Here is a 26,463-nt window from a genome sequence, read left to right on the forward strand (position 1 = left end):
TCCAGATAGCGCGACGCTTATCTTCAATGCGATCTCAGACGCGATCGAAATTGGTCGGCAGCACCAGCATATCGCGGATCGTCACGTTGCGATTGCGGGTGAGCATGTATTCCACCGCATCAGCGACTTCAGCCGGCTCGATGATGCTGCCGGACTCTTTGCCTTGCGCAGGTTTTCCTCCGGCCAATCAGCCAGAAGAGCCGAAAGCACGGGACCGGGCGACACCTGGCCGACGCGCACGCCATGCGGGATCATCTGCCGGCGCATGGTCTGCACGAAGCACGTCACCGCCCATTTCGAGCCGGCATAAACCGGTTCCCAGTAGGTGGGGAAATGGCCGGCAATCGAGCTGGTGACGATGATGTCGCCGGTCTTGCGCTCGATCATATGCGGGGCGACGGCATGGACGTTCTTCATCACGGCATTGATGTTGAGATTGAGCATGCGGTCGATTTCCTCGGCCGTCGTCTCGGTCAGGTCGCCGCCGATATAGGTGCCGGCATTGCAATAGAGAATGTCGATATGATCAACCTTCTTGAGGATTTCCGGTATCATCGCGGCGCAGCTTTCGGCATCGAGCAGGTTGGTGACCTGCGCGATTGCCTTGTCACCGAGCTTGGCCACCAGATCAATTAGCGCCTTCTCGTTCCAGTCGACCATGACGACCGTGCAGCCGCTGGCCAAGAGCCTTTCCGTGGTCGCAAGGCCTATGCCCGAGGCGGCGCCGGTAATGACGGCAATCTTGCCTTCGAGTGATTGAGCCATGTCTTTCTCCTGTGGGTTTGAAAATGGATAGAGGGATAGGTCAGCGCCATTCGCGGGCGATGTAGATGGCGAGCAGAATGATGAAGCCGCGGATGATGTCCTGGAGGTAGGGGTTGATGCCCATCAGGTTCAGGCCGTTGTTGAGGATGCCGAGCAGGATGGCGCCGATCAGCGTACCGAGGATGAGGCCGCGGCCGCCGGCGATCGCCGTCCCGCCGAGCACGACGGCTGCAATGGCGTCCAGCTCGAACCCGACACCGGCATTCGGCTGGCCCGACATCAGCCGGCCGGTCAGGATGATGGCCGCAAGACCTGCCGTTAGGCCGGAAATGACATAGACCGCGATCTTTATACGGCCGGTCTTGACGCCAGACAGCTTTGCAGCCGTCTCGTTGCCACCGATCGCATAGACATGGCGGCCGAAGGCTGTTCGCTCGAGAAGTATCCAGGCGAGCGCATAGATGATGACCATTGCTATGACGGGAACCGGAATGATGCCGATGCGACCGACGCCGAACCAAGAGATCCAGGAGGGCAGGCCCGAGATGGGATAGCCGCCGGAATAGATGAGGCCGGCGCCGCGGGCGATGCCCATCGTTGCGAGCGTGACGATGATGGCCGGCATGCGGCCGAAGGCCACCAGCAGCCCGTTAAACAAGCCAAGCCCGACGGCGATGCCGACACCGGCGAGAAGAGCCGCCCAGCCCGGCATGCCGAAATTCACCATCAGCCCGGCCGCCATCGTCCCGGCCAGCGCCATCAGCGCGCCGACGGAAAGATCGATGCCGCCGGTCAGGATGACGAAGGTCATGCCGACGGCGAGGATGGCGATGATCGAGACCTGTCTGAGCACATTGAGGATGTTCGAAACGGAAAAGAAATTGTCCGACGCGAAACCCATCAGGGTCGAGACGGCGATCAGGCCGGCCAATGGCAGTGCCAGAGGCGAGTGGATGAGCGATTTCCAGAACGGTGCGGCGGTCGGCTCCGCCTTGCCACCGGTGATAGCGTCCGCTTCATGCGACATGTTTTGTCCTCCCGGTTGTTGCATGGGTCATGATCTGTTCGGAGGTGATCGCATCGCCTTCGACAGTTGCGACGATCCCTCCTGAACGGAACACGCAGACCCGGTCGGACATGCCGATGACTTCCGGCAGTTCCGACGAAATCATGATGATGGAATAGCCCCGGGCGGTGAAATTTCGCATGAGCTGATAGATTTCCGCCTTGGCGCCGACATCGATGCCGCGGGTCGGTTCATCGAAGATGAGCACCTTCATCGTGTGGTTGATCCAGCGGGCGATCACGACCTTCTGCTGATTGCCGCCTGACAACGTATCGACCCGCGCATGTGGGCTCGGCGCCTTGACGCGTACATGCTGCATCGCCTTCCGAGTGTCCTCAAGCTCGCGGGCGCGGTTGATGAAGAAATGGCCGAGAAGATACTTGCCGTAATTGTTGAGCGAGACATTCTGCAGGATCGGGAAACTGGTGATCAGTCCCTGTTCCTTGCGGCTCTCGGGCAGGAGGCCGATGCCGGCGGCCAGCGCTTCCGAAGGGTCGGCAAAGCGTATTTCGGTGCCGTTCATGCGCAATTTGCAGCGCGCGGCGGGATAGGCGCCGAGCATGGCGAGCGCGGTTTCCGTACGGCCGGAGCCGACAAGGCCGGCAAAGCCGAGGATTTCCCCGGCGCGCAGGGCGAAGCTCGACACCGGCCCACCCTTGGCAAGCTGTACTTCTTCGACGTCGAGCACTGTCGCGGCTCCGGCGGGGATGAGCGGCTTTTCGGGAAAGTTGTTCTCGATCCGCCGGCCGACCATCATTTCGACAAGCCGTGCCTGATCGACGTCGCTGACGGCGCAGGAAGCGACATATTCGCCATCGCGCAGGATGGTGATCCGGTCGCAGATCTCGAAAATCTCTTCCAGGTGATGCGAAATGAAGATGATCGCCACGCCCTTTGCGCGCAGCCCGCGCATCACATGGAACAGGTGTTCCACCTCAGCCGGCGTCAGTGTCGCGGTTGGTTCGTCGAGCACGAGAATGCGGGCATCGAGCGCCAGCGCCTTGGCGATCTCTACGAATTGCTGCTCGGCGACGGACAGCATGCGGATCGGCACGTCGAGCTTTATCGATATGCCGAGCTGCCGCATGATCTCGGCAGCTCGCTTGCACATGGCGGAACGCTTCATGAAGCCGAGCCCGTTCGACAACTCGCGTGCGAGGAACATGTTCTCGACTGCGTTGAGATAAGGAACGAGCGAGAATTCCTGGAAGACGACGCCGACGCCGGCATCGATCGCTTCATTGTAGTCACCGAAATGGCGGATCTGTCCGTCGATCCGGACCTCCCCTTCGCTGGGTTTTATCAGCCCGCAAAGAATTTTCATCAGCGTCGATTTTCCGGCGCCGTTCTCGCCGAGAAGTGCGTGGACCTCGCCTGCGTTTACGGTGAGGTCCACGCCATGCAGAACCTCAATCTGGCCGAAGCTTTTCTTGATGCCTCTGAGCTCAAGCATCCGTTCCTCCCGTTGTCGATCTGGAAAAATAACCCCCGCCCTTTCGGGCGAGGGCGCTCGGGAGGCGCTTACCAACTGAAGTCGGCAGCGTTTTCGGCCGTTACGGGACGAACGTCGATCGGCACTTCCTTCGGCACGACACGGGCGCCCCATTTCTGGGCCAGTGCCATGGCGAGGCCAACGCGCACCTGGTCGCGCGGGAACTGCGCGGTGGTCTGGATGAACGGCGTGCCGTCGGCGATGGCCTTGACGGCTTCCGGCGCACCGTCGACCGAGGTCAGCTTCACATCGCGGCCGGAGCCCTGGATGGCGGCAAGAGCACCCATGGCGCCGCCGTCATTGACCGAGAAGATGCCCTTCAGGTTGGGGCGCGACTGAAGCATGTTTTCCACGACGCCAAGCGCGATCGAACGGTCTTGGCGGCCGTTCTGCGTATCGACCAGCTTGATCCCGGCGAATTCGGCAAGCGCCTCCTTGCAGCCTTCGACGCGCTGCAGGATCGGAACCACAGGAATGCCGTCGAGGATCGCAACCTCGCCTTCGCCGTTCAGTGCTTCGCCCAGCGCCTTGCATGACTGGTAACCGGCATCCTTGTTCTTCGACCCCACGAATGTGTCGACGGGACCGTTGGCATTCGCATCGACGGCGACGACGATGACATCCTGTGCCTTGGCGGCATTGACCGCGGCCTCCACGCCGGCGGAATCCGTCGGGTTGAGAAGCAGGATATCGATATCCTGCTGCAGCATGTCCTCGACGTCGGAGATCTGCTTGGCGACGTCGTGGGCGGCATCGGTGACAACGACCTCGGCACCGAGAGATTTCGCGGCCTCGTCAAGCGCTTCCTTCATCGAGACGAAATAGGGGTTGTTCATTTCCTGGAACGTCATGCCGATCTTCAGCTTGCCTTCCTGCGCCAAGGCAGAGCTTGCGGTCAGCACGGCGACGGCGATCGACAATGCGGTCAATGTCTTCTTCATCTCAGTCTTCCTCCCTGTGGACGGCGACAGGCAAAGCCTGCCCGTTTCCGGAAAGCACCATGCTTTCCGAATTGTTTTCCCCGAGCGGGGGTCTTCGATTGTCTCGTCTATTCGGCGGCTTTGAAGGCTCCGTTCGCCGCAAAAGTTGCACGGAATTGCGAGGGCGACATTCCCTTGAGTTTCTGGAAGTGCCGGTTGAAATTGGAGAGGTTGGAGAAGCCGGTTTCGTAACAGATTTCGGCGATCTTGACCTCGGGGCGGGTGGTCAGCGCCAGGCAGGCGAGATCCACCCGAAGCTGGTTCTTGTAGCGAACGAGGGTCGTACCTGTATGGCGTTTGAAAGCGCGCGAGAATGAACTGGGACTTTGGCCTACCAGACCTGCCAGATTGCGCTCGTCGATATCGTCGGTCAGATGTTCGCGAAGATGGGCTATGGCGCGGTTGATGCCGCTTTCATTGATATTCGTAAGGTCAAGCTCGTAGCTGAGGCTGGCCAGAACCTCGGGATCCGGGGCTGTCGCGAGAACGTCAAGTATTTCCCAGAACAGCGACAGACGTTTCAATCCGCGCGCCTCGATCAGTTGCTGGATCAATGGTCGCACCGCATCGCTGGTCGCCATATCGAAAAGCAGGCCGCGATGACTGCGCTCAAGCAAAGGGGCAATCGCCTCCATCTCCGCCATGGCGGCCACGCTGTCGGCTATGAAATCTTGGGAAAACTGGATCACCAGCGAGCGTGCCGGGACGACCTCGTCCGGTTCGATTTCGGAGATCCAGTTCTGCGGCAGGTTGGGGCCGGTCATGATCAACTGGCCGGGTTCAAAACGGCCGATGTGGTCGCCGATGTAGAAGCGCCCAGAGGTCGCTACGACAAGATGGATTTCGAATTCCGGATGATAGTGCCACCGCACGGTTCGGAACGGATAGCCATGGGTCCAAGCAGCGAAGGATCTGCCCTTGCGAATATGGACCAGTTCCAGGTCGGGTTGCACAGCGTCTCCTCCTCCGAGCGCACTATCAGCGGCAAAAATCTGCAAACCTCCAATGTTGCAAATTTCATCGCTATGGCATTAGATAAGCACTGATTTTTGGGAGTTTCCACATCATGGCATCAATTAAACTGATACTTTTTTGACGCCTTCAGGGTGCCGAGTGTTCCTGCTTAATTGGTATCGGACAAGCCGCGCCAATCTTCGGGTAACCCGACACAGATGCCGGATTGGTGATGCCACCGATTAGCCCTAACAGGAGATCGTAAAAAGCGGCGGCCGGGGACGCATGATCTCGACTGTCGATCACATGCTTCCCCAGCCGCCGCTTTTGCGAACTGGCCAGATTTCCCTAAGCCTCGGCGTTGCCCATAAGGATCTGCAGCTTGACGTCAGACGGGTTGCCGGCAGCAGCCCTTTCAAAGGCCTCGATGCTTTTGGCGAAATCGAAGGTCTCGGTAATCAGCGGGTTCAGGTCCACCTTGCCGGATGCAATCAGCTGCAGCGCGCGGTCGAAGATATTGGCATAGCGGAAGACCGTTTCGATGCGGATTTCCTTAGCAATCACGCCGGCCACATCGAATGATACCTTTTCCACCGGCAGACCAACCATGACGATCGCCCCACCCGGGCGGACGAGGTCAAATATTCCGTCATAGGCTTTCGGGCTGCCGCTGGCTTCGAACACCACATCTGCCCCCCAGCCGTCGGTTTCCCTGGCGATAACCTCCGAGAAGCTCTCTTCTCCGACATTGATTGGCGTGATGCCGGGATACTGTGCCGCGATGGCGAGTTTTGGCGCGCTGAAATCCGAGATGAAAACGCGGCTGCAGCCGCCGGCGAGTGCCGCAAGCGCCACCATGATACCGATCGGGCCGCTTCCGATTACCGCGGCGACATCACCGGGGGCGATGCGCGCGCGTGCGGCGGCCTGCATGCCGATGGCGAAAGGCTCAACCATCGCTCCTTCCGCGAAGGAGACGTTATCGGGAAGTTTGTAGGTAAATGCGGCCGGATGAACGACATAGGGCGTAAGGACGCCATGAATTGGGGGCGTCGCCCAGAAACGGACGCTGGGGTCGACGTTATAGATGCCAAGCTTGGACGCACGCGACGAAAGGTCCGGTATGCCCGGCTCCATGCAGACCCTGTCGCCGACCTTGAAGCCCGAAACGGCCGAGCCGACCTCAACCACGGTTCCCGCGGCCTCATGGCCCAGAACCATCGGTTCGCGCAGCACATAGGGCCCGATTGCGCCATGCGTGTAGTAATGCACGTCGCTGCCGCAGACGCCAACCGTATGAATTTCGATCTTGAGTTCCGAGGGGTCGACCTCGAGCGGGAGGTCGATCTCTCTGAGGGCAAGAACGCCTTTTTCTTCAAGTACCAGGGCTTTCATAGGATGTTCCTCCTGCTCGATAGGCGCCGTTTTGCCGCGCCGCGGTGACGCCAAATCCAGCGCCTCAATCGTCGTAGGAATAACGACCGAATTGAAAAAGAAAAGTGCTCTTCAGCAAGATTTGCAGCATGCCAATGCTCATTATCGCTCCGTCTGCCATAATTGCAGAGGCTTTCTGCGAGCGCCGGCAGTCAACTTAGAGAATTGATATTAAATAATAAAATGGAACGATCCCCCAATCGTGATGAGCAATATATCTGACCGATAGATGCTGTGTTGACATTTGTCGAAAACTGACTGACAGTTGTCATATGCACATCACTGGAGGGTGATGGTTGTCGAAGTGGCCGATCAATTGTCCATCCGGACAGTCCGGTCGTCGGAGGAAATCTACGTGGAATATCTGCTCGAGGTGGAAGGTCTGAAGAAGACCTTCGGCGGCGTTGCCGCATTGCGCGATGGGCGCTTCAAATTGGCGCCTGGCTCCGTGCATGCGCTGTGCGGCGGCAATGGCGCCGGCAAGTCGACCTTTCTCAAAATCCTGATGGGCATTCACCAGCGCGATGCCGGCTCCATTCGCCGGCGCGGTCAGGAAGTAGAGTTCTCCAAGCCCGCGGACGCGCTAGCCTCGGGCATAGCCATCATCGAGCAGGAATTGAGCCCGGTCCCGCACATGACCGTGGCGGAAAATATCTATCTCGGCCGCGAACCGTCCGGCCGTTTCGGCGGCGTCGATTTCAAAACGATGAACCAGAATGCACAGAAGCTTCTGGACCAGCTGGAGTTCGGCATCCGTCCCAACCAGTTCATGATGAACCTCTCGGTAGCTGAGATGCAGCTGGTCGAGATCGCCAAGGCGCTCAGTCATGATGCGGAAGTGATCTTCATGGACGAGCCGACTTCGGCGATCGGCGAAAAGGAAGCGCAGCAGCTCTTCAAGACCATTGAACGCCTCAAGGCCGCGGGCAAAGGCATCGTCTATGTTTCCCACCGTTTGTCGGAGATCTTCCAGATCGCTGACGCCTATACGGTGTTCCGCGACGGTTCTTATGTCGGCAGCGGCAACCTCGCCGATATCGATCGCCCCAGCCTGATCAAGATGATCGTCGGCCGGGAACTCAGCGAGGAATACATCAAGACCAACACTCCGACCGAAACCGACGGGTTGAAGGTCAGCGGATTGACCTCGGCCGGCAAGATCGACGACATCTCGTTTTCGGCTCGCAAAGGCGAGATCTTCGGCATCTATGGCCTCATGGGCTCCGGCCGCTCCGAGATCTTCAACTGCATTTTCGGACTCGACCGCATCGATAGCGGCGAGATCAGGATCGACGGCAAACAGATCAAGGTGAGCAAGCCGGCGGACGCGATGGAAGAAGGCCTCGCCTTCGTCACCGAGGATCGCAAGCTGACGGGCCTTAATCTCTCCGACAGTGTCAGAGGCAATATCGCGCTCGCCAGCCTGCCGGAACTCAGCCCGAACCTGATCATGAGCCGCCGTAGCGAGCAGGCTGCCAGCAAGCAGATGATCGAGAGATTTGCCATCAAGGCTGCGCGCGACACGATGTCGGTCTCGGGCCTGTCAGGCGGGAACCAACAGAAGGTCGTGCTGGGCAAGTGGTTCCTGCGCAAGCCCAAGGTGCTGTTGCTCGACGAGCCCACGCGCGGTGTCGATGTCGGCGCCAAGCGGGAAATCTACCGCATCATCTGCGAATTCGCCGAGGCCGGTGGAACCGTGGTGATGATTTCATCGGAAATCGACGAGGTGCTCGGCATGTCCGATCGCATCCTCGTCATGCGCAATGGCCGTTCCACGGGCATTTATCCGCGCTCTGAAACCAACGCACAAGCGCTCGTGCATCTTTCGACATGATCGGATTTGACGCCCGTTTTTCTACACGAGATCGGCATGGGAAGAGGTAAGAACAGTGTCCGCCACAGAAAATAAGCCGGCAACCGCCTGGTTCGGTTCGGATAACCGCAGATTGCTCATTCAGGAATACGGCATCTTTCTCGCCTTCCTGCTGCTGGCATTTATCCTCTCGGTATCGAACGAATACTTCCTGACCGCCGGCAACATTTCGAACGTCCTGCTGCAGACCTCCATCAACGGAGTATTGGCGATCGGCATGACCTTCGTCATCCTGACGCGCGGCATCGATCTTTCGGTCGGCTCCGTCGTGGCACTTGCAGGCATCGTCAGCGCCAGCCTCGCAACCACATCGGCGACCGCCGGTGTCGCAGGCGGCCCCTACCCTGCCGTGATCGCATTCGTGACCGGAGTTCTCGTCGGTCTTGCCTGCGGCATGGTCGTCGGCCTGATCGTCTCGCGCTTCTCCGTTCCAGCCTTCGTTGCCACGCTCGGCATGCTGTCGGCGGCGCGTGGCCTGACGCTGATCTACGGCGGCGGCAGGCCGGTTCCGGCACTCATTCCGGACTTCCGCTGGCTCGGTACCGGCAACATTCTCGGCGTGCCGATGCCGGTCGTGGTGCTCGCAATCGTGTTCGCCGTCTCCTGGTGGGTGCTCAATCGCACGCGCTTCGGCCGCTACATTTATGCCGTCGGCGGTAATCCGCATGCAGCCGTGACTTCGGGCATCAACGTCACCCGTATCAAGTTCCTCGTCTACTGCATCTCCGGAGCGCTCGCAGGACTTGCCGGCATGATCCTCGCCGCGCGCACGGCTCCGGCCTGCCACAGGCCGGCGTGGCTTACGAGCTTGATGCGATTGCAGCTGTCGTTATCGGTGGCACCAGCCTCTCGGGCGGCGTTGGACGTGTCACTGGAACGCTGATCGGCGCTTTGATCATCGGCGTCATGAATAACGGCCTCGATCTGCTCGGCATCGAATCCTACTACCAGCAGGTCCTGAAAGGCGCCCTGATCGTCGGCGCCGTCATGCTGGACCAGAAACGCAATCAGGGTCTCTGACCCGAAATCCATTCGGATCACTGATCGGTCCGACATGTACCGCGCGTCAAAACGGCGACCGGACATCCCGAGGAGGAGAAGATAATGAAGAAACTTTTGCTTGCTCTCGTCGCCACTGCGGCGATGATTTCTGCGCCGGCCATGGCCCAGGAAAAGAAATTGAAGATCGGTGCCACGACCTATGGTCTCAATGCCGAGTTCATGCAGATCTGGTCTGCCGCGCTGAAGCAGCATCCGGCCGTCAAGAACGGTAAGGTTGACGTCACCATATTCGACGGGCGTTACGACGCGCTGGTCCAGCAGGAACAGTTCAACACGATGATCACGCAGAAGTTCGACGCGATCATTTTCGTACCGATGGACATCGAAGCCGGCGCGACTGCCGTTCAGATGGCACATGACGCCGGCATCCCGGTCGTCGGCTCCAATGCCCGCGTCAACTCCGACCTCCTGACATCCTATGTCGGCTCGAACGACGTGGAGGCTGGCCAGCTCGAAGCCAAGGCCGTTCTGGACAAGATGGGCTGCAAGGGCAATGTCGTCATTATCGAGGGTCCGATCGGCCAGTCCGGCCAAATTCAGCGTCTCGAAGGCAACGAGAAGGCGCTGGAAGCATGCCCGGACGTCAAGGTTCTGGAAAAGCAGACCGGCAACTGGTCGCGCGCCGAAGCTCAGACACTGATGGAAAACTGGCTGACAGCGCATCCGGGCCAGATCAACGGGATCATCGGTCAGAACGACGAAATGGCCCTCGGCGCGATTGAGGCCATCAAGGCTGCCGGTCTCAAGGTCGAAGACTTCGCGATTGCCGGCGTCGACGGCGTGACCGATGCGATCAACGCGGTCAAGCGCGGCGAAATGGCTTCGATCCTTCAGGATGCCAATGCACAGGCGCAGGGCGCCCTCGATGTCGCCATCAAGGCCGCCAACAAGGATTATCAGCCTGAATCGGAAATCTGGACCCAGTATCCGGACATGAAGTGGGCCGATGGCGCCGAGAAGGACTATCTCGTGCCATGGACCCCGGTCACTGCAGAAAACGCCGACAAGCTTCTTGAATCCCGCAAGTAATTCACTCTGCTTCCGATCCAAGGAAGGGGCGGTCATCGCCGCCCTTTCCGCTTCCGTCGCAAAGGCTTGAAGACATGACTGATACTGCCCCCCAGATCGACCTCAACTTCCCCTCACCGGCAAGATTGCCGTCGTCACGGGTGCTGCTTCCGGCATCGGCGCGGCAATCTGCGACGCGCTGACCGAAAAGGGCGCGACCGTCGCGGTGCTCGACCTTAACCCCGAACTGGCGCAGGCCAAGGCGGTCGCGCTCGGAGGGGCGGCGAAATCCTTCGTCTGCGACGTCTCGCAGCCGGCCTCGGTCAACAAGGCGATCGCCGATGTCATCGCCGCCTTCGGCCGGATCGACATCGCGGTCAATAGCGCGGGCGTCGTCTTCCTCGCTCCTGCCGAAGACCTGCCGCTCGACTACTGGGACAAGACGATCGACATCAACCTCAAGGGCACCTTCCTCGTCTCCCAGGCGGTCGGTAAGGCGATGATCGCGGCCGGCAACGGCGGCAAGATCATCAATCTCGGCTCGCAGGCGGGAACCGTCGCCATCGAGGAGCACGTCGCCTATTGCGCGTCGAAATTCGGCGTTATCGGCATGTCGAAGACATTCGCGGCCGAATGGGGCAAGCACGGCATTTGCGTCAACACCATTTCGCCGACCGTCGTGCTGACGGAACTCGGCAAGAAGGCCTGGGCCGGTGAGAAGGGCGAGAACGCCAAGAAGCGTATCCCGACCGGCCGTTTCGCCTACCCGCAGGAAATCGCAGCCGCCGCCGTCTTCCTGGCTTCCAGCGGCGCGGACATGATCAACGGCGCCGATCTGCTGATCGACGGCGGCTACACCATTCTCTGAGGACATCCCATGCAGCGGTTCGTCAATAATCCTGATCTCGTCGTCGAAGATACGGTCAAAGGCTTTGTCAAAGCCCATCCCGATATCGTCCGGCTTGCAGAAAATCCCCGCGTCGTCGTCGCGAAGAATGCGCCCATCAACGGCAAGGTCGGCATTGTGACCGGTGGCGGTTCGGGTCATGAGCCGGCCTTCATGGGCTATACCGGCAAGAACATGCTGGACGCAGTCGCGGTCGGTGAACTGTTCTCGTCGCCCACAGCCAAAAGCTTCCACGATGCATTCCGCGAAGCCAATGGCGGCGCAGGTGTTCTATGCCTCTACGGCAATTATGCCGGCGACAATATGAATGTGAAGATGGCGACCAAGCTCGCCGCCAAGGAGGGGATCGAAGTTGCGACCGTTGTCGCCAACGACGACGTCTGCTCCGCACCCTTGTCCGAGCGCGAAAAGCGCCGTGGCGTGGCGGGCGAGATCTTCATGTGGAAGATCGGCAGCGCCCGCGCAACCCAAGGCGGAAGCCTGGAGGAAGTCCGCGCCGTTGCGCAGAAGGCGATCGACAGCTGCCGCTCCATCGGCGTCGGCCTCGGTCCCTGCACACTGCCGGCGGTGGGACATCCGAATTTCCAGATCGAACCCGGCACGATGGAAGTCGGCATCGGCCATCATGGCGAGCCCGGCGTGCGCGTGGAGCCGCTGAAGACGGCGGAAGAGGTTGCACGCGACATGGTGAAGATCGTCCTCGACGATCACGACCTGCCGAGCGGCACGGAGGTGGCCGTCCTTGTATCGGGTCTCGGCGCGACGCCGCTCAACGAACTTTATATTCTGAACGACACGATCGAGACCGAGATCACGAAGCGCGGTCTGAAGGTCTACAAGACCTATATCGGCAACTACTTCACATCACTGGAAATGGTCGGGGCGACCCTGACCGTCATGGCGCTCGACGACGAAACCAAGCCGCTTCTCGATCTTGAGACGCGTTGCACCATGCTGCTGTAAGGAGTGCGCGATGCAGACTTTCAACAATGCTTCCGCCGGCGATATTGTGTCCTCGCTTGCCGAACGCATCATCGAGAACCGCGCCTATCTGAGTGAGATTGACGGCAAGATCGGAGACGGCGATCACGGCGTCAACATGGCCAAAGGTTTCGGCATGGCGGCCGAGCGGCTGAAGGGCCAGGACGTATCGCTGGCGAACGCCTTTGATACGCTTGGTACCGTGCTCATGACCGAGATCGGCGGTTCGATGGGACCTCTCTACGGTGTGATGTTCACTGAATTTGCCGAAACGATCGAAGGCAAGGATGTCATCGATGCGGCCCTCTTTTCGAAGATGCTGCGTGCGGGTCTGTCCGGCATACAGTCGATCGGCTCTGCCAAAGTGGGCGACAAGACGCTGATCGACGCATTCGTTCCGGCAACGGAAGCGTTCGATGAAGCGACAGCCGGTGGCAAGCCTTTCGCTGAGGCTCTTGCCGCCATGGCCGACGCTGCCGAGAAGGGACGCGATCTCGACCATCGACCTCGTCGCCAGGATCGGCCGGGCCAGCCGCCTTGGCGAACGCTCGCTTGGTATTCTCGATGCGGGGGCAACGTCCTGCGCCTTGATTCTCAAGCAAATCGCGACAGGCGTGAGCGGCAAGCTGCAGGCCGCCTGACTGAACCGAACTTCTCCCAAGGCGATGCGGCCTGTCCATATGGGCAGGCCGCGGACCGCATGCTTGAAATATGTAGCCAATGGCGACATCTTTCCGGGACATCCGGAAAGCTTGAATACCTCGGCCCGGAATTGACAGTCGGGAGCTCGTTTCGGATTGGCGCCAATGAAAACCCAGCCGCTCGGTAAGGCGAATGCCGGCAAGAATGATGTCGAGCATGCTCCAGAAGGCATGCCTCTGCGATACGGCGACGACCCTCTCGTCTGGGCCTGTTGGCTCTACTACGAGGATGGTCTGACACAGGGCGATATAGCCTCTGTCATGGGCGTTTCCCGCGCCACAGTTAACAGCTATCTCGCCGAAGCCCGCGAACGCGGCATCGTCAACATCGCCATAGAGCCCGCAAGGCTTGCGTCGCTGACCATCGCGCAGGAATTGAAGCGGCATTTCGGACTTGTCGACTGTCTCGTCGTTCCCAGCGAGGAAACGGGGAAACCGCTGATCGACCGGATCGGTGCAGCCGGCGCCCAAGCCCTGCACAGGCTTATAAAGTCGGGCGATACGGTGGCCGTCTCCTGGGGACGTACGATGCTGTCCATAGGCGAGGCTGCAAGCGTTTCAGGCCTGCAGGACGTGACCGTCATTCAGGCGGCGGGGGCACGCGTGCGAGCTTCACCTACACGCCGGAGCTTTGCGCAGCGGCCGTCGCCGGAGCCGTCGGCGGCAGGCTTGTCAATATATCCGCGCCCGCGATCGTATCTTCTCGAATGGTGCGAGACGCATTGCTTGAGGAGCCATTGATTGCCGATCAGCTCGCCGTGCTCTCCGGTGCCAACAAGGCACTGTTTGGCATTTCTTCGCTGCGACCCAACTCGACCATCCATACGAGTGGCTTTTTTGAGGAAGTGTCGCTGCAGGACTATCTCGCAAAGGGAGCCGTCGGCGCAGTATCCGGTCGGTTCATCGACGGCCAGGGGCGCCCGGTCGCCGGCCCGCTGGATGAACGCATCATCGCCATGTCCCTCGATATGCTGAAGTCCGTAGATCTGCGCATTGCGGCCGCAGGCGGCTTCGACAAGGTGCCGGCAATTCTCGCCGCATTGCGTGGCGGCTTCGTCAACGTGCTGATCACGGATGCTGCGACCGGACGCGGCATTCTGAATGCGGATGGCGTGACCGTGGTCGACCAGAAGCTGGCGCAACGTCCTCGGTCGGAGAATATGAGGTTCGAAGGAACGCGCTCTCGCAGTCGGGTGAAGAAATTTCTCAACGACCCCGATCATGTGGTCGAGGAGATGCTCGATGGGGTCGTAAGGGCGCACCACAAGTATCTTGCGCCTGTCAATAAATCCAATCGGGCATTGATTGCGAAGGATGGCCCGAGGCCCGGCAAAGTTGGTCTCGTTATCGGCGGTGGTTCCGGCCACGAGCCCTGTTTTCTCGGCTATGTTGGCAAGGGGCTTGCAGACGCGGCTGCCGTCGGCAATATTTTTCCTCCCCTCCCCCATGCCGATCCTGCAATGTGCAAAGGCAGCTTCGGGAGACGCCGGCGTCCTTTTCGTCTACGGAAACTATGCAGGCGACGTGATGAATTTCGAGATGGCTGCCGAGATGGCGGAGGCCGAGGGTATAGCCGTACGCACGGTGTTGACGACCGATGATGTCGCGTCGTCATCGGCAGAAGACCGCGACGGGCGGCGAGGTGTCGCCGGCAACTTCTTCACATTCAAGATCGCCGGTGCAGCCTGTGATCGCGGCCTTTCCCTCGATGCGTGCGAGACAGTTACGCGCAAGGCCAACGCCCGCACCTTTACACTCGGCGTGGCGCTCGAAGCCGGCTCCATGCCGCAGACTCGTCGCCCGAGTTTCGAGATAGGTGAGGAAGAGATGGAATTCGGCATGGGCATCCATGGCGAACGTGGCGTCAGCCGCGAGAGGATTGTGAATGCAGACGCGATCGCCGACAAGATTCTCGACCGCATCTTCCATGAAATGGGCGCCGTTTCAGGTAATCGGGTCGCCGTGCTGGTAAATTCCTTCGGCGCAACTCCGTTGATGGAACTCTATATTATGTTCAGGCGGGTCGAGCAGAGGCTGAACGCAAAGGGAATTGAGATCGAGGCGAACTGGATAGGTCACTACTGTACGTCACTGGACATGGTCGGCGCCTCGATCTCCATCATGCACTTGGATCATGAGTTGACCGAGCTTCTCCATCATCGCTGCGATACTGCAGCCTTGAAGATAGGATAAGGCAGGTCTGTAATGTCAGGGTGCCATAGTGGGAGGGTAATGGTGCACGAAAATGAAGCTCGCTTGCTGAGCCGAATGTTTAACAAGATTTCGGATGCTATGGCCAAGGAGAAGGATTACCTGACCGAGCTCGATGAGGCGATCGGGGACGCCGATCATGGCATCACGATGTCTCTTGGCTTCAGCGCTGTTGCGAGCGAACTGTCGCGCAGTGATCTAGACAGCATGACCGCTGCCGAAGTAATGGCCGCCGCCGCGGCTACATTTCTTGATGCTGTGGGCGCGTCCACGGGTCCTCTTTACGCGACCGGCTTCATCAATGCGGCCGATAAGATGGATGTGGAACGACCTCTTGATGCGGCCGGTCAGGTGGCAATGCTAAGAGCAATCACCTTCGGTATTCAGCAGCGTGGCAAAGGACTACGCGGCGACAAGACCATGCTGGATGCATGGATGCCCGCGGCCGACGCAGCAGAGGCGAAATCGGGAGAGCCCGGCCAGATCTGGTCCGCCGCCTGCGAAGCAGGTGAATTGGGTGTGAGGGCCACACAATCTATGATAGCGCTTCGCGGTCGCGCCGCGAGATTGGGCGAACGCTCGCTTGGACATATCGATCCGGGCGCAGCTTCCGCAGTCGTCATCCTCAAGGCGATGCGCGAAACCTTTGACGGAAAGGTCTAGTTAGCCACTCAAGCTTAAGAATATCCACCAACATGTATGAAATTGGTGTGGGGCCAAGCGATACGTCAAGGGAGAAGCATCGATGATATCGCAGCCCGACCAGGGCTCTTGACCGGAATCGAACCGCTGTAGCCTATGAAGCTGAGTCGTGGTCTAAGCGTTGCCCGCGGATGTTTAAAGAAGAGTTTTTTCGGCATCTCGATTCTCTGTCGGTGATCTTCTGAACTCCGTCAACAATCGTCGGCAACACCACGCTTTGCGCACTTCGTAAAGTCACGCTGCAAGCGCTTCTAGATGCCCCAAGGAAAGCAGCCTTCACTTACTCGGACTTCGACAGTCTAACCGAGCCGCGATGATTAAGCATTGGGAAGATGTTCCCTCCTCTTCGCAGCGGGACCGAGCCAGCTTGCGAGCGGACACATCAACTCCCACGCTCTACGGCCGTCAAAGGAGGGTAGCCGCCCCGCAAAATTGACCAGTTCAGTACGTCTAGCGTTGGTTGTTGGCTCCGTCGAATTCCCACGCCAATTCGGCGCCATAATCGGCAAGAAGGGCGAGGATGCCCAGGCCCGAACCGCTGGCGTTGAATACGGCATTTGCCTCGATCTGCTGGATGAGGAGTTCGCCCGGATCAGCAGACAGTATGTCGGTCAGGAGATTCTGAAACCGTGTGAACGTTTCGGAATGCCGGCTTATCGTCAAAATTCGCAAGCGAGACGATGCGTCCATCGACATCCTAGAGAGCGAAATGACGAGCCGAAGCGCCGAGCGCGATGGTATTGGATAGGGTTTTGGGCATGCCTACCTCCGATGACACTGGAGATCAACAGAATTTATAAATCTAGTTATTTATAGATTATACCGTTGCGTTTTGACGATGTGAGCGAGCTGATTATCGCACCGGGCTGCAAAACCTGAGGCCATCTTCCCCGGTATGCCATTCAACCCGGAGGGAGCAGATGTCTACGACGCGCCCTTCCGCCTCGAACATCTGGAGGGGCAGCCATTCTTCCAGCACTCGCTGAATCGTCGAGACCTGAAGCTATTTAATCACGTGAGTTCTGACTACCGCCTCGAACAGCGGCCCGATACATCTTGTGAGCCAGCCGTGCCCACATGCGCGATGTAGATGAGGATCATGTCCTGCAACTAGATCTTTCTTATCCGGCTACTCAACTCCGATCTCGAAGTCCACGTCTTTGAGTCCTTGGCTCCGCTTAGACAGGCCGATCAACTCGGCCGCTTTGCGAACGTTACAATTGTGGTTCACGCTAACAGCGTGTAGAATGACACGGATACCGCCCCAATTTATAGGTTCATCTGAATTCGAGCCGCGGAATATTCCCCGCCCATGATGAAGACATCCCTCGATCATATGCCTCTTCGCAAGCAACGAGAGCTTGCTCGAGTTCTGGAAGTCCTGCACGAGGAGTTCGAGGACGCGCTGAAAGAAGGAACCGCCGAGTTCAAGAAACGCGGCAGGATCGTGAAGATCGTCCTGTTCGGGTCGTACGCCAAGGGTGGTTGGGTCGATGAACCATTCACGATGAAGGGCTATCGTTCCGACTTCGATCTGCTGGTCATCGTCAACAATCGCAAGCTCTGCGATTTCGCCGAGTACTGGCACAAGGCAGCCGACCGGCTGAGCCGAGATCAAGCGATCGAGACACCAGTCAGCTTTATCGTGCATTCCAGGCGCGAGGTGAACACGTACCTCAAGGAAGGCCAGTACTTCTTCTCCGATATCCGGAAGGAAGGCATCACCCTTTATGAACTCGATGATGAGCCGCTCGCGGAGCCGGGGCTTCTCATGCCCAACGATCGTCTCCGTGTCGCGAACGAGCATTTCCATCAAAGATATGCGGAGGCTGCAACTATATATGAGACAGCAGTTTTCCAGCTCAGCAAATCAAAAAATGACGGGAACGCCTGGAGAAATTGGGCCGCTTTCAGCCTCCATCAGTCACTTGAACAGGCCTATTCCTGCGTGCTGCTGACCCTGACTAACTACGCCCCGCCGTCGCACAACATCAAGTTTCTCCGGTCCCTCGCGGAGGAACAGGACCGACGCCTGGCAGATGCCTTCCCTCGCGATCAGCATCGCGAACGCGCCTGGTATAACACCCTGAACGAAGCCTATGTGAAAGCCCGTTACTCCAAGCACTTCGAGATTTCCGAGGAAGCACTAGCATGGCTGATTGAGCGAAGCGCTACCCTTCAGCAAGTCGTGAAGGTTGTATGCGAGGAGCATCTGGCTCGGCTCGAGAAGATCGCGGCGTAATCGCGAGGCGGCCCAGGATTGAACGCAGGTTCAGCTGACGCTCTTAAAAGGGTCTGAACCATCGGCATGCTAATGTTTGAAGGTATTCTCACGATGCCATTGAAGAAATTGGGGATGTGGGCGCTCGTGAGTACCTGCTGGCACGATCGCCCTTCCTGTCCTGTTGACGAGACCCTCGATACTGTCGCGATCGTTTGCATGACGTGAGACAAGAATTTCGAGATCGTTCGACAAGCCGATAAGCCCGCGATCGAACATCCAGTGCGCCGTTCCCGACAAGGCGATGCCGTTCGACAAAATGTCCGGACCATTCGCTTCGACCGGGCGAATGTGGGCAGCATCGACCTCGGCCCGGCCGCCGCCGCCGTTGATCAGCTTCAGGCCCGTTATCGCGCATCGCTTGTCGTAGGCCTGCAAAATCAGCCGACGGAACAGGCGATCACGAACGATACGTGATGAGAGCTGCACGACACGGGCCCTCTCCTGTTCGAACATAAAGAGAGCCTGCGCACTGTCCGAAAACCCATCCGGCTGCGACATCACAACCGCTTCCCCGGATCGCGGCAATTCAGGTCGATCTTCCGCTAGTCCGATTGAGAGAATGCGGTTGAAATCCGCTGCTGAGATAGGCCTCACTGCGGCCTGCGCCCGTCCTGAAATTCGTCCCTGGTCATTCAGCACGCCCCGTTCAATCACGCCGTCTGGTCCCCTGAAGGGAACGGCATTGACGAAATCGAGATAGCTGCCGGCTTCGATCAAAGCCAGATACATTCCAGGTGCTTTGGGATCCGGAATCACCTGTGAGACTTTGGCCACCGCGAAATATCCACGCGTCGCCGCCACCTTTCGGGGCTCGTAATAGATGATCCAGTCTCTGACGCAGGCCTGGACACGCCCAAGATACTGGCTCGGAAACTGATATTGCTCAGCCGGGCTGTCGTCGTAGATCGAGATCTGTGCGGTGACTGAAAACCCCGAATCCCATACTCGATCTCTACCATGATGACTGTGTTTCAAACCAGGGAGATCGGTCATTACGCATGCCCCCAAGCGCGTCGTGCTTTACGCGCGTTATTCAACAGATCAACAAAACCCCGCCTCGATCGAAACGCAGCTCGACCTCGGAAAGGACTTCGTCCTGCGACAAGGCTGGCATTTGGCCGACACTTTCGTGGATGCTGGTATCAGCGGCTCGTCTTTTGATACGAGGCCGGGCCTGCAAGCTGCCTTGGTCAGATCGAGTGCTGGAGCATATGACGTTTTTCTCTGCCTCACGCTTGATCGCCCGTCCCGCGATCTGGAGCACAGCGCCCGTATCCTCAAGATCCTGCAGTTTCATGATGTCGAGCTCTGGACGGTTCACGGTGGTGCCTCGGTGTCATCGATGGAACTGGGGCTACGGGCGGTGCTCAGTCAGGAAATGCTCGAACAGGTTCGTTATCGGACGCGCGAGGGTATGAAGACCGTCGCCAAGCATGGAAGGGTTCCCAGAGGCATCTGCTACGGTTACAGGATAAGGCGGGAATTCGACGGAAACGGCGAGCCCGTACGCGGGCTGCGATCCATCGACACCGACGAAGCGGCCACCATCGTCTGGATTTTCGAGCGATATGCCGATGGCCTAAGTCCGGTGAAGATTGCCGACGAACTCAACGCACGCGGAGTACCCGGCCCACGCGGTCGTCCGTGGCAAGGTACCGCGATCCGGGGTCATCGTAATCGTGGCAGCGGCATTCTGAACAATCAGGCCTATATAGGGCGGATCGTCTTCAACCGCCTCGCCTATCGCAAAAATCCCGCAACCGAGCGTCGTGTCTCACGCGAGAATGCTGCCGAGCATCATGTCGTCCAAGAGGTGCCGTCACTCCGGATTATTAACGACGCCCTCTGGCAACGCGTGAAGATGCGCCAGGAAAACTGGCGGGCAGGCTAGGATAGAGTTTCGTCGCTGTGTCGGCGGATCCTCAGCTTGCACACGTGCCGAGGATCGGTGTGATCATCCTGATATGCGCATCCATACGCTCGAGTACCTTTGCCGGAACGACCTCGCGTTCCGGCAGCGACCACCAGCGTTCGTCCACACGTTCGACCGTGTCGACCACCGCCTTCATAACTGCGGCTTCCGGCAATCGTGCGCGATTGGCGAAAGCTTTCCATCGCTGCGCATTCAATGCTTTGAAAGGACGCTCGCCGGCGAGCGGCAGAGCCATGGCGTCCGCTGGGATGTACGGGATCGTCGAGAGAACGTCATAGACAGGTGCAAGATCCGGTTTGTCGCCATCACCTCGATAGATCAATGACCAGTTTTTCAGATGCATGTCGCCATTGCCCGTCATGGCAGCCAGAGCCAAACGGCGGACGAACTCGAGAGCGGCGGCGGACGACACCGCAACGTTCAAGGCCGCGGCAATGTCGTGATAAGCGGCACCTTCATACTTTCGGGAAGGATTGACGCCGAAGACCTGGGCGAAGTCCTCGATATGGACCCGCTCACCATTGGTGCCACGATCGAAGCGTTTGACGAGCAGAACTTTCCCATCCGACAGCGTCTCGAACTCTTTTGGAATTCCTTCGAACTCCGATTGCTCGACAAGTTCGCGTTCCGGTACCTCCATGCCGATTGCTTCTGCCAGAGCAAGATTGGCATATTCGTTTTCCGACACGCCGGGAAATGAAGTGGACGGAAACTTGGCGATATTGGAACCCTGCTCATCACCAAGCGGCAATGTCAGGCCGCCGCCCTTCCCCGTGTTCTTGATGACCGAGAGCTTCATCTGCACGCCGGCAAGCGAAAACCGTGCTTTCGGTTTGAGAACGGGTACATCTTCGAGATGAGCAACCGTTCGGTCGCTCGGCACGACGCGGACCGCACCTGGCAGGTCCAAACCGAGCGCGACGAGCAGGTCGAAGTCATTCCCGGCGCGAACGCTACCGGCGTGATGCTTTTCCATCGCCTCGCGCAATTTGTCCTCTGGGAGAAGATTGGCGAAGAACGCCGGCAAGGCTCTGGCAACAGGCTTCGGGTCTTTGCGCAAGCCTCCACTGGCTGCGCGAAAAGACAGGCTGAGAACGGGAAACCCGCCGGTTGCGCGATAGCTATCCTCGAAACTGAACGCGTTGAAATCACCCGGCGTTCTTACGATCGTGCCGACCTTCACGTCGTTCAGCAGCACGTCAAGCGACGAGACTGATCTCGGATTGGAGATAGCCTCAGTCACCACGTTCACCGTCTGGATTTGCAACGAATGCCGGGAGATCATCGAGATCGTCGTGCGGCCGCAGTAAAGCATCGACGGCCGGCACCATCGCCTGCGGGATGAACATCAGCTCGAGCCCGAGAGCTCGAGCGATGTTGATCAGGGTCGTCGTACGCGCGGAACTGCTTCCGGCCTCGATCTCGCGATAGCGGGGGCGTGATATGCCTGCCATGTCGGCGACCCGCTCTTGGGTCAATCGCTTGACCTTGCGCGTAGCCTTCAGCAACTGTCCGATATCCAGTAGTGCATGTGACTCGGAGCGTTCCATTTTTTCTTCCCCGTTCGCTCTTCCTGGGATTGGAACAATAGCAAAATCATCCTTGCAGTCAAATAAATGATACATATACGAATCATTACGAAATAAATGATCCATTTATGTATCATTTACAACATTCGTAGACGTCGGTGCAAGGCGTCCTCACCGTACATGCTTCGTTAAAGGCCGCCGCTTATTTCCGCTCGCCCTCGGCACTGGTGCCGACGAGAAATGGAATGAGCATGCCAAAACACGATCTTTCATCACGTCATTTACAACGAAAAATTTCGGAATTCTGCGAGGTGCGGATTGCACCGATATCCTCAAAGCGAGTGCTGGAGAATGTCCGCCCCTATCTGGTCAGCCTGATCATTTGACGCAAGCGGCCCCCTGTCCTGAATGGCCGTCTCGACTGGACTGCGATCGGAGAGGCGTGCGGGATCGAAGACGAAATGACGGCAGACCTGAAGAAGCAGCTGCGGCCGGCACTGGATGCGATCATGCGATGGCTGAAGGTGCCGCCGGTTGCAGATGACATTCCGCCGGCAAAGCTGCGTACGCATGCTAGCAAGGTTGAGCCGGTCAAACAGCCCACGGCTGCATCCTCGACCAGACAGCCGCAACGCGCCGCGACTGACGGCGTGTTTGTCCGGAATAAATCCACACAGCGCGGACCTGCCCCGAAGCCGATCAGCCCGTTTCCCGATGCCTTGTTCGAAGCGACCGACGACCCGGCGAGGTTTCAGGATGCGCTCATTTATCATATGCGCCGGTTTGGAGACAGCTATTGGCAGCTCTACCGCGCTGTGGTGCGCCTGACAGAGACTTTCGACAGCAAAACGCTTCTGTTATGGATCCAAGGCGAGCGTGTGCCGCGATCGGTTGCAAGTTTCGACATCCTGCGCCGCATTGAAACACGCTACCGACTTTCGGAAGGATACTTCAAGGCAAAGCTGCCGCATCAGGCCCGTTCGCTATACGGTCATGACCTCGGCGATATCAGTCCCGCCGAGCGGCGGCGGATTTCCCTACACCTGCCAGATGATTTCAGTAGCCTGCCTTTGACCAAGCGGGAAGAAATCCTCGACTGGGTGCGACGGGTTATCGTATCCGGCTCCACCGAGTATCGCCGTTACCAGGCCGCAAGGAGCAAGGAGCAAGGAGCGTTATGCGATCCGTTTTCCCGGCGTGACATATGGCGGCGGTTCGCTGTCACCTCGATCTCTAACCTCCGTCGCCAATGCCAACCAGAATATCGTCGAAGAACTCGACGATCCGGATCTGCTGTCTGGCGTCGTCGATGCGCCGCCACGGCTGGCCATGGAAATGGCCGATCTCATACGGTTCAAGACCTCAACGCTGACGGCGATCGGCTTCCAGCGAAATGGCGTCTGGGGAGAGGAGACCGCATCGCAGAAGATCGAACATCTCGGCCTGATGTTTGGCGCACTCGCTGCCTCCCCTTCCGGCATCGTTAAAGGCCGCGGCGTTCCGCTAAGCCAGTTGAGCTTTGGCCTGTTAGTCTTCCCGGGTGTTTGGGACTGGTACCTGCAATGGCGCGAGCAACGGCGTGGCTTTTACACGAAGTGGGAAGAGGATATGCTGATGGTGGCACAGGCCCTCACGCGCGTGGACGTAGGCTGGATCCGGCAACATCCCGAGCTATTGAAAAATGTCAGGCCGATCGATGGTCTGATCGAACAGGACGAGATCGAATTCGCGAGCCGCGACTGGAACGGCGCCTGCGATGCGTTTCACCGGCATGCAGCAAACCGTTCGAAGGAAATCCAACGGGTAGCGCGCGTCCATCGCGATCCATTCGAGCCGATCATGTGTGTCCTTGAGGCAGAGAGCCCACTGGCGGAATATCGCAAGATCACCGACGAGATCCTGAAACGCATGCCCGACGAGGATCGCTATCCGAGGCCTGCCGCGGAAGCCGTCCGATCGTTCCTGTTGCTGCGCCTTGGTTTACATCTAGGACTTAGACAGAAGAACCTGCGCCAACTTCGCGTCTGCCCTCGTGGTCATTTCCCGACATCGGAGCGGCGGCTCGAGGACCTGAAATGCGGTGAGTTGCGCTGGAGCGATCGCGACGGCGGCTGGGAAGTACTGATCCCCTCGGTCGCGTTCAAAAATTCTGGCTCGTCGTTTTTCGGGCAAAAGCCGTTCCGCCTGATCCTGCCGGATCTTCTCGATCTCTATAAATATCTTGAGGCTTATATCAACAAGCATCGCGGCGTGCTGCTCGGCAGTGCCAAGGATCCAGGCACGCTGTTCGTCAAGACAGTGAAGACCACCAGCATCGACGCCGCCTACGACTCCACGAAATTCTACGAGGCCTGGCGAACGGTGATACAGCGATACGGGATCTACAACCCCTACACGGGGCGCGGCGCTATCAAGGGGTTGTTGCCACATGGCCCGCATAATCTGAGAGATATCCTGGCGACACATATCCTGAAGCAGACCGGCTCATACGAGCAGGCGAGCTACGCCATCCAGGATACGCCAGACGTTGTGCAGCAGCACTACGGTCGCTTCCTGCCGCAGGATAAGGCTGCACTTGCAGCGAAGATTCTCAATCAGGTTTGGGAAGCCGCTTAGGTGGCGAGGTCTACAATGCATTGACGAGGCGAGCGCCGAATGCGGAAATAATTTCCGCACTCGGCCACTAGCTCTGTTCACGGGTCTTGAATAGATATGAACCTTCGACCATCTGCGGCAGATCGATTTCAAACGGATACATTCTCATTGCAGTTGGCAGTATCTCTCGAAATCAACTATTTCACCGAGCCGATACGTATGCCTCAAGCGCTGCCGAGATGAAGGACTCCTTCGCAACGTCAGCCGGTATCGTTTGTTCAATCAACCATAATAGATTGCTATACGCTTCCCATCGACCTCCTGGACCGTAAAATCGCAGTCGTATATCGCCTTCAGTGTCTCCGGCCGCATCACCTCACGCGTCGGCCCCTGCAGCAGAACCTTTCCGTTGCGCATGGCAACGATATGGTCGGAATAGCAGGAGGCGAAATTGATGTCGTGCAGGACGACCACCGCCGTCTTGGCAAGCTGGCCTGCCGCCTGCCGCATCATCTTCATCATTGCCACCGCATGGCGAATGTCGAGATTGTTCAACGGCTCGTCGAACAGCATGTAGTCGGTGTCCTGGCACAGGACCATGGCCACATAGGCGCGCTGACGCTGGCCGCCGGACAATTCGTCGAGAAACCGGTCTGCCAGATCCTCCAGGTCGAGATAGGCGAGCGCGCGGTCGATATGGCGCGCATCGTCGACCGTCAGCCGCCCCTTGCTATAGGGATAACGCCCGAAGGAGACGAGGTCGCGCACCGTCAGTCGGGCGGACATATGGTTGTCCTGGCGCAGCATGGAGAGGCGCTTGGCCAAAACATCGCCGGGCGTCGAAACAACATCCAGGCCGTCAACGCGAGATCTGCCCCCTGTCCATCGGAAGAAGCCGTGCGATCATCGACAGCAAGGTCGATTTGCCGGCGCCGTTGGCACCGATGATCGAGGTCACGCCTCCCTTCGGCAGCTTGAGGCTCACACCATCTACGACGACCGCCTCGCCGTAGGATTTGGAAACGTCCGAGATCTCGATCATCGCGCGGTCCCTCTGAGGATGAACAGGATAAAAACAGACCGCCGGCGAATTCGATGACGATCGATAGCGCCGTGTCGAACGCAAGCAGGCGCTCAAGAAGGGTCTGCCCGCCGGCGAGGCAGATGACTGCGATCAGCACTGCTGCCGGCAGCAGGTGGCGGTGCTTGCCCGACGGCACGAGGATATAGGCGAGATTGGCGACAAGCAGGCCGAAGAAGGTGACCGGTCCGACCAGGGCGGTCGAGACCGATACAAGGACCGTAACTATGGCGAGAATGACGAGCGTCATTCTCTGATGGTCGACGCCGAGCATGATCGCAGTCTCGCGGCCGAGAGACATCACGTCGAGAACATGGAAGATGCGCCAACCGAGAGCACAGACGCAGGCGATCAGCAGCCCCGAAACCCCGAGCAATTCTGCATCCACCGTGTTGAAGCTGGCAAACAACCGGTCCTGCAGGACGACGAATTCGTTCGGGTCGATGATGCGCGGGAGGAACCCGGCAAGGCTGCGGAAGAGCACGCCGAAGACGATACCGATCAGCATCAGCAGGTGCAGTCCGCGCACAGAGCCGGAAAACAGGAAGCGGTAAAGAACGAGCGAAAACGCCACCATGATCGAGACTTCCAGCCCATACATCAATCGCGGATCAATGGCGGAAACGGTTGCCGAGCCCAGTGTGAAAACCATCACGGTCTGCAGCAGCACATAAAGCGCGTCGAAGCCCATGATCGACGGCGTCAGGATGCGGTTGTTGGTGATCGTCTGGAAGAGCACGGTCGAGATGGCAATGGCGAAAGCGACGATCAGCAGGGCGGCGAGCTTGATGCCACGAAACGCCAGGATGAAGCTCCAGCTGCCACGCGCGCCAAGCGTCATGAAGGCCACCATGGCGGCAAGCGCCAGACAGGCGAGCAGGATCAGCACGAAGCCGGGAGATCTG

At 58.6% G+C, this 26,463-nt stretch carries 15 protein-coding genes and 9 pseudogenes; 12 read left to right on the forward strand and 12 right to left on the reverse strand.

The window, feature by feature from the left end:
• Nucleotides 1-34: 34 nt before the first annotated feature.
• From N7E02_RS04975 to N7E02_RS05000, 6 genes and pseudogenes are all read right to left on the reverse strand, one after another.
• Nucleotides 35-765: pseudogene (locus tag N7E02_RS04975) on the reverse strand (SDR family oxidoreductase).
• Nucleotides 766-805: 40 nt separating this feature from the next.
• Nucleotides 806-1,792 (reverse strand): ABC transporter permease, encoded by a 987-nt coding sequence (locus N7E02_RS04980; RefSeq protein ID WP_286578946.1) that lies wholly within the window; start codon nucleotides 1,790-1,792, stop codon nucleotides 806-808.
• Nucleotides 1,782-3,284, reverse strand: a complete 1,503-nt coding sequence (locus N7E02_RS04985) for a sugar ABC transporter ATP-binding protein (protein WP_286578947.1) — start codon at nucleotides 3,282-3,284, stop codon at nucleotides 1,782-1,784. The genes N7E02_RS04980 and N7E02_RS04985 overlap by 11 nt, the downstream gene beginning before the upstream one ends.
• Before the next feature lie 68 nt (nucleotides 3,285-3,352).
• Nucleotides 3,353-4,264: an ABC transporter substrate-binding protein gene (locus N7E02_RS04990; RefSeq protein ID WP_286578948.1), complete on the reverse strand. Its 912-nt coding sequence runs from the start codon at nucleotides 4,262-4,264 to the stop codon at nucleotides 3,353-3,355.
• A gap of 107 nt (nucleotides 4,265-4,371) precedes the next feature.
• Nucleotides 4,372-5,256: a helix-turn-helix domain-containing protein gene (locus tag N7E02_RS04995; RefSeq protein ID WP_286578949.1), complete on the reverse strand. Its 885-nt coding sequence runs from the start codon at nucleotides 5,254-5,256 to the stop codon at nucleotides 4,372-4,374.
• A 349-nt stretch (nucleotides 5,257-5,605) separates the two neighbouring features.
• Nucleotides 5,606-6,652 carry an NAD(P)-dependent alcohol dehydrogenase gene (locus N7E02_RS05000; protein WP_286578950.1) on the reverse strand — a complete coding sequence of 349 codons (1,047 nt, stop codon included), beginning with the start codon at nucleotides 6,650-6,652 and terminating at the stop codon, nucleotides 5,606-5,608.
• A 394-nt stretch (nucleotides 6,653-7,046) separates the two neighbouring features.
• Between N7E02_RS05000 and N7E02_RS05005 the strand changes: the two genes are divergently transcribed.
• The 9 genes and pseudogenes from N7E02_RS05005 (at nucleotide 7,047) to dhaL (N7E02_RS05045) (ending at nucleotide 16,097) form a co-directional block, all read left to right on the forward strand.
• On the forward strand, nucleotides 7,047-8,525 hold the full coding sequence (locus tag N7E02_RS05005) for a sugar ABC transporter ATP-binding protein (RefSeq protein ID WP_286578951.1): 1,479 nt from the start codon (nucleotides 7,047-7,049) through the stop codon (nucleotides 8,523-8,525).
• Between the two features lie 55 nt (nucleotides 8,526-8,580).
• A pseudogene (locus tag N7E02_RS05010) lies at nucleotides 8,581-9,584 on the forward strand (ABC transporter permease).
• Nucleotides 9,585-9,668: 84 nt separating this feature from the next.
• Complete coding sequence (locus N7E02_RS05015) at nucleotides 9,669-10,655, forward strand: substrate-binding domain-containing protein (RefSeq protein WP_286578952.1); 987 nt, start codon at nucleotides 9,669-9,671, stop codon at nucleotides 10,653-10,655.
• A 74-nt stretch (nucleotides 10,656-10,729) separates the two neighbouring features.
• Nucleotides 10,730-11,502, forward strand: a pseudogene (locus tag N7E02_RS05020) (SDR family oxidoreductase).
• Nucleotides 11,503-11,511: 9 nt separating this feature from the next.
• On the forward strand, nucleotides 11,512-12,504 hold the full coding sequence (locus N7E02_RS05025) for a dihydroxyacetone kinase subunit DhaK (protein WP_286578953.1): 993 nt from the start codon (nucleotides 11,512-11,514) through the stop codon (nucleotides 12,502-12,504).
• Between the two features lie 10 nt (nucleotides 12,505-12,514).
• Nucleotides 12,515-13,163 (forward strand): annotated as a pseudogene (gene dhaL, locus N7E02_RS05030) (dihydroxyacetone kinase subunit DhaL).
• Between the two features lie 321 nt (nucleotides 13,164-13,484).
• Nucleotides 13,485-14,536, forward strand: a pseudogene (locus tag N7E02_RS05035) (sugar-binding domain-containing protein); the annotation flags it as partial.
• A 73-nt stretch (nucleotides 14,537-14,609) separates the two neighbouring features.
• On the forward strand, nucleotides 14,610-15,416 hold the full coding sequence (locus N7E02_RS05040; RefSeq protein WP_286579081.1) for a dihydroxyacetone kinase subunit DhaK: 807 nt from the start codon (nucleotides 14,610-14,612) through the stop codon (nucleotides 15,414-15,416).
• Nucleotides 15,417-15,458: 42 nt separating this feature from the next.
• A complete protein-coding gene (gene dhaL / locus N7E02_RS05045; protein ID WP_286579082.1) occupies nucleotides 15,459-16,097 on the forward strand; it encodes a dihydroxyacetone kinase subunit DhaL in 639 nt (212 codons plus the stop codon).
• Nucleotides 16,098-16,586: 489 nt separating this feature from the next.
• On the opposite strand, the gene N7E02_RS05050 is transcribed toward dhaL (N7E02_RS05045), so the two are convergent.
• Nucleotides 16,587-16,832, reverse strand: coding sequence for a hypothetical protein (locus N7E02_RS05050; RefSeq protein WP_286578954.1), 246 nt, complete (start codon nucleotides 16,830-16,832; stop codon nucleotides 16,587-16,589).
• A 616-nt stretch (nucleotides 16,833-17,448) separates the two neighbouring features.
• On the opposite strand from N7E02_RS05050, the gene N7E02_RS05055 reads away from it, so the two are divergent.
• Entirely contained in the window at nucleotides 17,449-18,378 is a 930-nt protein-coding gene (locus N7E02_RS05055; RefSeq protein WP_286578955.1) for a nucleotidyltransferase and HEPN domain-containing protein, read from the forward strand.
• A gap of 69 nt (nucleotides 18,379-18,447) precedes the next feature.
• Here the strand turns inward: N7E02_RS05055 and N7E02_RS05060 are convergent.
• A pseudogene (locus tag N7E02_RS05060) lies at nucleotides 18,448-19,363 on the reverse strand (HNH endonuclease).
• Nucleotides 19,364-19,435: 72 nt separating this feature from the next.
• On the opposite strand from N7E02_RS05060, the gene N7E02_RS05065 reads away from it, so the two are divergent.
• Nucleotides 19,436-20,311 carry a recombinase family protein gene (locus N7E02_RS05065; protein WP_286578956.1) on the forward strand — a complete coding sequence of 292 codons (876 nt, stop codon included), beginning with the start codon at nucleotides 19,436-19,438 and terminating at the stop codon, nucleotides 20,309-20,311.
• 31 nt (nucleotides 20,312-20,342) lie between these two features.
• Here the strand turns inward: N7E02_RS05065 and N7E02_RS05070 are convergent, their stop codons facing one another.
• Nucleotides 20,343-21,596: a type II toxin-antitoxin system HipA family toxin gene (locus N7E02_RS05070; protein WP_286578957.1), complete on the reverse strand. Its 1,254-nt coding sequence runs from the start codon at nucleotides 21,594-21,596 to the stop codon at nucleotides 20,343-20,345.
• Nucleotides 21,589-21,903 carry a helix-turn-helix domain-containing protein gene (locus N7E02_RS05075; protein WP_286579083.1) on the reverse strand — a complete coding sequence of 105 codons (315 nt, stop codon included), beginning with the start codon at nucleotides 21,901-21,903 and terminating at the stop codon, nucleotides 21,589-21,591. The genes N7E02_RS05070 and N7E02_RS05075 overlap by 8 nt, the downstream gene beginning before the upstream one ends.
• 224 nt (nucleotides 21,904-22,127) lie before the next feature.
• Here N7E02_RS05075 and N7E02_RS05080 point away from each other — a divergent pair.
• Nucleotides 22,128-24,498: pseudogene (locus N7E02_RS05080) on the forward strand (hypothetical protein).
• A gap of 261 nt (nucleotides 24,499-24,759) precedes the next feature.
• On the opposite strand, the pseudogene N7E02_RS05085 reads toward N7E02_RS05080, so the two are convergent.
• Both N7E02_RS05085 and N7E02_RS05090 read right to left on the reverse strand, forming a co-directional pair.
• Nucleotides 24,760-25,519: pseudogene (locus tag N7E02_RS05085) on the reverse strand (iron ABC transporter ATP-binding protein).
• Nucleotides 25,516-26,411: pseudogene (locus tag N7E02_RS05090) on the reverse strand (iron chelate uptake ABC transporter family permease subunit). Before N7E02_RS05090 ends, N7E02_RS05085 begins: the two co-directional pseudogenes overlap by 4 nt.
• Between the last annotated feature and the right edge of the window lie 52 nt (nucleotides 26,412-26,463).

This window comes from Terrirhizobium terrae (assembly GCF_030323265.1).
Taxonomy (GTDB): Bacteria; Pseudomonadota; Alphaproteobacteria; order Rhizobiales; family Rhizobiaceae; genus Neorhizobium.